The sequence below is a fragment of the Microcoleus sp. D3_18a_C4 genome (assembly GCF_036702415.1).
Lineage (GTDB): Bacteria > Cyanobacteriota > Cyanobacteriia > Cyanobacteriales > Microcoleaceae > Microcoleus.
On sequence record NZ_JAUBTI010000114.1, the window covers coordinates 1 to 8502 of the forward strand.

Consider the following 8502-nt stretch of genomic DNA (forward strand, 5'->3'; position numbering starts at 1 on the left):
ACACAATCAATTCTCTTGTGGAACAGGCATCCTGCCTGTTATTGAAAATTAGCAACAGGCAAGATGCCTGTTCCACACACAATCAATTCTCTTGTGGAACAGGCATCCTGCCTGTTATTGAAAATTAGCAACAGGCAAGATGCCTGTTCCACAAACCATCAATTTTCTTGTGGAACAGGCATCCTGCCTGTTATTGAAAATTAGCAACAGGCATCCTGCCTGTTATTGAAAATAGTGAAACCTGTTACTTGATATCAAGAATTAGACATGGTGCGGCTGCCATAGGCATCCATGCTGTAGGCGGGAACGCGAACGCTGTAATCCATCTCTGTTGCTGTGATTGCTACAGCCAATTTTTCAAAAGACTCATCGTTCCAATTCCGCTCGTGGATAGGCTTTGACTGTTCGCCCAGGAAATATGCTTGAGTGCCAATTACTGAGGCTGCTACCCAACCGACGATTAAAAGAGCGATTACAATAGTCATTTTTACTTTTTCCTTAACTTTTGTTGCTTTATGTAAACTAATGTAACGAAAATTAGCAATCAACGTCAAGGTACTGTAATGTCGTGACAACCGTCCGGCAGGTAGTAAATACCGCACCTAATCCTGAGTCTGTAGGGTGTGCTTAGTGTCAACAAGGGCTCGATCACCCTGGCGCCCCCCTTAATAAGGGCAGGGCGGTTTCATTCTCGGTAGGGGCAATCCCCCTGTGGTTGCCCCCATGTCCCAAACGCCTGTGAAATCGTCTGTGGGTGGGGGCGGGCACTCTTGGCACCGCCCCTACAAAAGCCTGATTTTGGTGAGAATGAAACCGCCCTGCCTTAATAAGAGGGGGGGACAAGAGTGTTCTCAAAGTCAACCCCTACTCCCCTTATCAAGGGGGATTTAGGGGGATCTAGACTGGGCTACCCGCGAGAGATACAGAGGGGTTTCAGGCTTAAGTTGACACGCTTTGGTAGGGTGGGCACCGCGCATCGGTAGCTAGCACAGTACCCGGATTGTGAACTGTATCCGAAATAGCAAAACAGATTGTTGAGAGTTTATAGTTAAGAAATTATAAGTTTTGCGTTAATAAATTACGATTAAAAGTCTGCCGCTCGCATGAGGAATAGCGGCCAAATTATGAGTTATGATTTATCAGTTTGGATTGGAACTAACAAATCCCAATTACCAAATTTTAAGTACAAATTACTAATTACCAATCATCGCTACAAATCATGCCAAACTCAATGTTAAATAACGACCCGTTGTGGTTCAAAGACGCGATTATTTACGAAGTACCAGTTCGCGCTTTTGCCGACAGCAATGCAGACGGGATCGGCGACTTTAGAGGACTGACAGAAAAACTGGATTACCTGCAAAACTTGGGAGTAACAGCAATTTGGGTACTGCCATTTTTTCCCTCGCCGCTCCGAGACGACGGCTACGATACATCTCACTATACTACGGTCAATCCGATTTACGGCACATTAGAGGACTTTAAAGACCTTTTAGAAGCAGCGCACCAGCGGGGAATTCGAGTCATTATTGAGTTGATTGTCAACCACACTTCCGACCAGCACGCTTGGTTTCAGCGAGCGCGTCGCGCCCCGAAAGGCAGTAACGAAAGAGATTTTTATGTGTGGAGCGACACTCCGGAAAAATATCAAGATGCTCGGATTATTTTCCAAGATTTTGAAACATCTAATTGGGCTTGGGATGCGGTAGCAAAAGCTTATTACTGGCACCGTTTTTATTCTCACCAACCCGATTTGAATTACGACAATCCGGCCGTCCGCCAAGCCATCTTAGATGTGGTAGATTTCTGGTTGGCACTGGGAGTAGACGGACTGCGGATGGATGCGGTGCCTTACCTGTACGAGCGCGAAGGTACTAACTGCGAAAACCTGCCAGAAACTCACGTATTCCTGAAGCAATTGCGGAAGCACGTAGATGAGAAATTCCCGAACCGGATGCTGCTGGCTGAGGCGAATCAGTGGCCGGAGGATGCGGTTGAATATTACGCTGCTGGGGATGAATGTCACATGAACTTTCATTTTCCGCTGATGCCGCGTTTATTTATGGCTTTGCATATGGAAGATAGCTTCCCAATTAGCGACATTCTCCAGCAAACTCCACATATTCCAAATAATTGTCAGTGGGCATTATTTTTGCGGAATCACGATGAATTGACGCTGGAAATGGTGAGTGATGAAGACCGAGATTATATGTATCGGGTTTACGCTCAAGACACTCAGGCGAGAATTAATTTGGGCATCCGCCGCCGCTTGGCTCCTTTGATGGGAAATAACCGCCGCCGTATCGAGTTGATGAATGCTTTGCTGCTGTCTCTTCCGGGTACGCCGGTGCTTTACTACGGCGATGAAATTGGCATGGGAGACAATATCTATTTGGGCGATCGCAATGGGGTGAGAACTCCGATGCAGTGGAGTGGCGATCGCAATGCCGGTTTTAGTCGCGCCAACCCGCAGCGGCTGTACGCACCGCCAATTGTTGACCCTGAATATCACTACGAATCTGTTAACGTAGACGCGCAGCGGGCGAATCCGAGTTCTCTGTGGTGGTGGATGAAACGCCTGATTGCAATTAGGCAGCGCTTCCAAGCATTCGGCCGCGGAACTTGCGAGTTTCTGTACCCGGAAAACCGCAAAGTTTTAGCTTTTGTACGCACTTATCAAGACGAACACATCCTCGTAGTGGCTAATTTGTCACGCTTCGTCCAGACGGCAGAATTAGACCTTTCGCCCTTTAAAGGTGCTGTTCCGGTGGAGATTTTCGGCCGCACGGAGTTTCCTGCTGTTGGCGAGGCTCCTTACTTTTTGAGCTTGAGTCCTCACACGTTTTACTGGTTTACTCTTACTGTTAAACACGAAGATTTTTCGCTGCACGGTGTTCCCACAGACTTGCCTACTTTGGCGGTGATAGGTAATTGGAAAACGGCTTTTGCTACAAGTCAGTTAAGCGATATGCTGCTTAATATTTTGCCGGGATACTTGCGGCGCAATCGCTGGTTTAGCGGTTCAGATCGGACAATTCAATCTTTAGAAATAAGTGAGATTGTACCGATTGAATGTAAAGATAGTGCGGGGGAGCAATCTCAAGTTTACATTCTGTTATTGCTGTTGAATTATACTGAAGGTATGCCGGAAACTTACGTTTTGCCTTTAGGTTGGGAAGAGATGAAAAGCGATGTGGACGATCGGGCGATCGCGCGCCTGCACTTCCCAGAAACCAAAAAGGAAATCGGGGTACTATTTGATGCTGCTGGGGAGAAAGGTTTTCTGAGCGCGCTGCTGGGGGCGATCGCCAATTCTCGCAGTTACAGAGGATCTGCAGGTCAACTGCTAGGAATTGCCGACAGTTCATTCAACTCCGAACAAGATTTATCGCAGCTCGATCCTCACCTGTTCAAAAAAGAACAAAGCAATACATCCGCAGGTTACGGCGACCGCTTCGTCCTGAAAATATTGCGAAAAATCGAGGAAGGAATTAACCCCGAATTAGAAATCGGACGCTTTTTAACAGAGCGCAACTCGATCCAACACTACGCTCCAATTGCCGGAGCATTGGAATATCACACACCAGCAAAACAAGTCCTTACAGTCGGAATCCTACAAAAATTAATCCCCGACAGCGTAGATGCTTGGTCTTATACATTAGACACACTGCGCGACTATTTCGAGCAAGTAATGACAGTAGAAGCAAAGCATTCCGGCGAGAATTTATCTACTGCCCCCGAAAATTATTTGCCGAACGCTTTGACCGGACAAACCCAGCGGCCGCAAAACTCGCTAGTAGCCGATTTATCCCTAGAAATTCCGGCATTAGCTCGCGAACTCATCGGCTCTTACTTAGCATCAGCCGAACTTTTAGGTAAGCGGACAGCCGAACTTCACCTCACTTTAGCTTCTGACATAGAAAATCCCGCTTTTGCCCCAGAAAGCTTTACCTCGTTTTACCAGCGTTCCATCTATCAATACATGAGAAATCTGGCAGGAAGAACTTTGCTGGAGCTGAAAAAACGGCTGTCCAAACTGCCGCCAGAAGTACAAAAATCGGCGCAAAAGCTCCTCAACCGCGAAGATTTGCTCATGGAACGTTTCAAGTCTATTTTGAACTTGAGAATCACGGCCGATAGAATTCGCTGTCACGGGGACTTTCATTTTGGGCAAGTTCTTTATACAGGCAAAGACTTCGTAATTATTGATTTCGGAGGAGAACGCGATCGACCCTTAAGCGAGCGGCGGATGAAGAGGTCGCCCCTGCGAGATGTTGCGGGAATGCTGCAATCTTTGAGTTACGCTGTTACTTTGGCACTCCGCAATGAAGTAGAAAGTGGCATGATTCGCCCTGAAAATCTCCCGGAGATGCAGCAGTGGGCGAACGTTTGGCACCGCTGGGTCAGCCTAACTTTTGTCAAGAGTTATTTGGCGACTGCAGCCGATGCAAGTTTCTTGCCCAAATCTATACCGGAACTACAAGTTTTGCTGGATGCTTACATTTTGGAAAAAGCGGTTGCCGAGCTAGCCTACGAACTCAATTACCGCTTAGATTTCGCGGAAATTCCGCTTCAGCGGATTCTACAATTGCTGAATTAATAAGGGCGGGTTTATCTATACTCGTTAGGGTGCGTGACTTTTTAGTTCCTCAATTAACAGCGAGATGCTGGAAAGTCACGCACCTTACATGACACCAAATCTGGTTTGATAAGGATTTGAGATCATGTCCGATCGAGTGACCGCGATGAAAAGGGCGGGTTTTTGAGATTGTCAATTATGGGCAGATATTTTTTGTTAACCCGCCCCTACCGTATTAGGGGTAATCGACGGGACATAATATGACTGGCGAATATAATTCGCTCTTCTACAAAGAAATTTCGCGCCCAGCGAGGCTAGAATAAAAGATGGTAAAAAACTGATTTTTTATTACTTAAAATAAAGGGCGGCTTGATATAAAACTTGTTCTTGATGAGTTAACAAAGTGCAGTCAGAAAGCGGGTAAGCCACACAAGTAACAGCGTAGCCAGCTTGCACTTCTGAGGGCTTCAAAAACTTTTGTTCGCTTTGGTCGATTTCACCGCTCAGCAGTTTGACAACGCAAGCAGAACACTCTCCTTGCTTGCATCCATTCGGCAAGCGGATGCCGGCATCTTCTGCCATATCTAAGATATACTGGTCGTCTGGTACTGCGATCGTGCGATCAAGCGCGAGAGCCTCATTCACCAACCGAACTTGATAAACTGCCATTTTTTCCTTATTCCTCGCAAAAGGGCGGGTTTACGATGCTGTTAGTCCTAGCAAATATTTCCGGTAAAACCCGCCCATACAAATAGAAAGGGCGGATTTATATCGTGTATATCTAGACAAGTGCTTCTTGATAATCGAGATTTTCATCTAGATAAATAGCCCGAATATCCTCCGGCAAGTTTGATTCTAAACTTTGATATCCTTTTTGCAGCAAAGCCTTTACCTGAGCGGGCGAAATAGCTTCGCCTTCTGCTTGTAAATAAGCTGCAATTCGAGTTTCGCTCCAGCGGAAAGTCTGAGCCATCAACACGACTAAACGCGGCAGTGGCGCTAACAATTCTAAGGCTTGTTTGACGTAACACCACAGGGGAGGCGGAGCCGATTGCAAAGAGTAGTGAATCGACTCAACAGGGGGCAATTCGGCTTGATTTATGCAGACTGCCGTGACATTAATCAGCCAGTTTTGGAGACTGAGATTTTCGCCATCAGACTCTTGGATTTCGCGACGCAAATCGAGGCCTCGGAGTTCGTGATAGATGTGCAGCCAAGTGTGGGCAAACAGGTAATCGCCTTGTACGGGCGATCGCACGGAATGGCGAATCAGGGAGTGTACAATTTGAGCATAGCGGCAAAAAATTGCCGTGAAGAACCTACCTTGATCGGGATGGTTTTGGAACAGGGTCAATAATTCCTGATCGCTGTGGTGAAACAGGGATTTGACCACAGGATGGTTGAATTCTGAAAAATTAGGTGTTTGCACAATTGTTCGGGAAAGGTTTGGAGAATAAATGCTGGTGCAGCCCGATTATACAACACGATATACATTTGATGCAACAGGTTTGAAATTATGTTGATACTTAATTCAATTAATTATATAATATCGCCAAATGTTTATATTCCATGAAGGAGTCCCACAAGCATGAGCAACTTGAAACAAGTTAGCATCTATACTCGCGGTATAACTACGCCGAGCGGTGCTGGTGGATATGGGGCAATCTTGCTGTATGAAAATCATCGCAAGGAACTATCCGGCGGATTTCAGTTAACTACACACCATCGTATGGATATTATTGCTGCAATTGAAGGTCTGAAAGCACTCAAAACAAGATGTAAAGTGACGCTGTACAATAACAACGGCTACCTTGTAGATGCTATTGCCAACAATTGGGCGCTGCGCTGGCAAGCTAATAACTGGAAAAATAGCGAACACAAACCTACTGCTAACGTAGATTTGTGGGAGCAATTACTCCAATTCTGTTCGCAACACGACGTTGAGTTTATTAGGCTTAAGCAATCTGCGGGCAACCAAGAGTATAAACGCTGCAATTATATTTGCAGACAAGCAGCCAATCAACAAAACTTACCAGCAGATGAAGGTTATTAACGGTGAATCCCGCTAGGAAAACCATATCCTCCGCCCCCCGGAGTCTCAATTACAAACACATCCCCAGACTGCATTTTTACAGTCGCCGTACTCCCCAATTCCTCAACTTTTCCATCAACCCTTTCAACATAATTCCGCCCAACTTTCCCAGCTTCCCCCCCATTCAAACCGCAAGGAGAAATCACCCGCCTCCCCGATAAAATACCAGCAGTCATCGCCTCCCGAAACCGCACTCGCCGCACCACGCCGTTACCCCCGCGATGAGATCCATTCCCCCCGCTATTAGCCCGAATTTCAAAACTTTCTAACAACACCGGAAAGCGCCATTCTAATACTTCTGGGTCAGTTAAACGCGAATTAGTCATGTGAGTTTGTACCGCATCAGTACCGTCAAAATCTGGCCCCGCGCCCGAACCGCCGCAAATAGTTTCATAATATTGATAGCGCTGATTCCCAAAGGTAAAATTATTCATAGTTCCCTGAGAAGCCGCCATCACTCCCAAAGCACAATACAAAGCATCGGTAATATTCTGCGATGTTTCCACATTTCCGGCAACTACCGCCGCTGGATAGCGAGGATTCAGCATACAGCCTTCGGGATTGATGATTTCGAGAGGTTTCAAACAGCCCGCATTGAGAGGAATATCGTCATCTACCAAGGTGCGGAAAACATACAAAACAGCGGCTTTGCACACGGCTGCGGGAGCATTAAAATTGTTGGTTTGTTGAGCAGAAGTGCCAGTAAAATCTATTTTTGCACTGCGCGCCGATTTGTCAATTGTAATTGCTACCTTAATTTGTCCGCCACTATCCATCGGATAAGTAAATTCGCCATCACTCAAAACCTTAATTACCCGCCGCACCGACTCTTCCGCATTGTCTTGTACGAAGCCCATATAAGCTTGCACAGTCTCTAATCCATAATGTTCTACCATCTTGAGCAGCTCTTCTGCGCCGCGCTGGTTAGCAGCAATTTGTGCTTGCAAATCGGCTATATTTTGAGCGGAATTGCGAACAGGAAAATTACCCGCTGTCAAAAGTTCTAGTAATTCTTTTTCTCGAAAATTGCCCTCACTTACTAACAGGAAATTGTCAAGCAATACACCTTCTTCGGTTACTGTTGTACTGTTAGGAGGCATGGAACCGGGAGTGATGCCGCCGATGTCGGCGTGGTGTCCCCGCGAGGCAACATAAAACAAAGGAAGGGAGGAATCACGATCGAATACTGGAGTAATAACGGTGATATCTGGTAAATGCGTGCCGCCGTTGTAGGGATTGTTAGAAACATAAACATCGCCCGGTTGAATCGCATTGCCTTGTGCTAAAATTAAAGCTTCAACGCTTTCGCTCATCGAACCCAGATGTACGGGAATGTGCGGCGCGTTGGCAACTAATTGCCCGTTTTTGTCGAAAATTGCACAGGAAAAATCGAGGCGTTCTTTGATGTTGACTGAGGAACTGGTGTTTTGTAAGGTGACGCCCATTTGTTCGGCGATCGCCCGAAACAAATTATTAAAAATTTCCAGCAAAACCGGATCGGATTTAGCCGCAGATAAACGCGAATGAACGCCGATATTATCTGCGTCCATCTGCGTGCATCTGCGGTTCAAAATTAAATCATTATTTTCGGTGATTTCCCCTTCCCAGCCCGGTTCTATGATATTAGTTCCCGTAGCTTCAACAATCATAGCAGGGCCTTCTATGCAGTCGTGCGATCGCAAATCGTCTCTCTGATAAACAGGCGTTTCCCGCCACCCGCCAGCAACATAGGTTTGCACGGTTGAAATTGGTTGCACAGGCAAGATGCCCGTGCCACAAGATGGGGAAATTTGGGATGCTTCCGGCACATCGATTGTCGGCAAAATTGGTT

General features: G+C 46.4%; 6 protein-coding genes. 2 read left to right on the forward strand and 4 right to left on the reverse strand.

The genetic code is table 11. From position 1 onward, the window contains the following. Positions 1-254 precede the first annotated feature (254 nt). Positions 255-485, reverse strand: a complete 231-nt coding sequence (locus QUB16_RS28665) for a photosystem II protein, Psb35-related (RefSeq protein ID WP_333227177.1) — start codon at positions 483-485, stop codon at positions 255-257. A 746-nt stretch (positions 486-1231) separates the two neighbouring features. Here QUB16_RS28665 and treS point away from each other — a divergent pair. Next, complete coding sequence (gene treS, locus QUB16_RS28670) at positions 1232-4600, forward strand: maltose alpha-D-glucosyltransferase (RefSeq protein ID WP_333321431.1); 3369 nt, start codon at positions 1232-1234, stop codon at positions 4598-4600. Positions 4601-4927: 327 nt separating this feature from the next. On the opposite strand, the gene QUB16_RS28675 is transcribed toward treS, so the two are convergent. Together QUB16_RS28675 and QUB16_RS28680 are read right to left on the reverse strand one after the other, a co-directional pair. Further along, positions 4928-5248: a 2Fe-2S iron-sulfur cluster-binding protein gene (locus QUB16_RS28675; protein WP_333155211.1), complete on the reverse strand. Its 321-nt coding sequence runs from the start codon at positions 5246-5248 to the stop codon at positions 4928-4930. A 112-nt stretch (positions 5249-5360) separates the two neighbouring features. After that, positions 5361-6008, reverse strand: coding sequence for a sigma-70 family RNA polymerase sigma factor (locus QUB16_RS28680; protein ID WP_333321432.1), 648 nt, complete (start codon positions 6006-6008; stop codon positions 5361-5363). Positions 6009-6167: 159 nt separating this feature from the next. Here QUB16_RS28680 and QUB16_RS28685 point away from each other — a divergent pair, with 159 nt between their 5' ends. Beyond that, complete coding sequence (locus QUB16_RS28685; protein ID WP_333155214.1) at positions 6168-6632, forward strand: RNase H family protein; 465 nt, start codon at positions 6168-6170, stop codon at positions 6630-6632. On the opposite strand, the gene QUB16_RS28690 is transcribed toward QUB16_RS28685, so the two are convergent. After that, positions 6629-8502 (reverse strand): hydantoinase B/oxoprolinase family protein (locus tag QUB16_RS28690; protein ID WP_333321434.1); only part of this gene is annotated, 1874 nt, incomplete at its 5' end. The genes QUB16_RS28685 and QUB16_RS28690 overlap by 4 nt on opposite strands.

Bases quoted from the DNA above. Each gene is read 5' to 3' on its own strand.
- QUB16_RS28665 (WP_333227177.1), bottom strand. From the start codon at position 485: ATGACTATTGTAATCGCTCTTTTAATCGTCGGTTGGGTAGCAGCCTCA.
- QUB16_RS28675 (WP_333155211.1), bottom strand. From the start codon at position 5,248: ATGGCAGTTTATCAAGTTCGGTTGGTGAATGAGGCTCTCGCGCTTGAT.
- treS (WP_333321431.1), top strand. From the start codon at position 1,232: ATGTTAAATAACGACCCGTTGTGGTTCAAAGACGCGATTATTTACGAA.
- QUB16_RS28685 (WP_333155214.1), top strand. From the start codon at position 6,168: ATGAGCAACTTGAAACAAGTTAGCATCTATACTCGCGGTATAACTACG.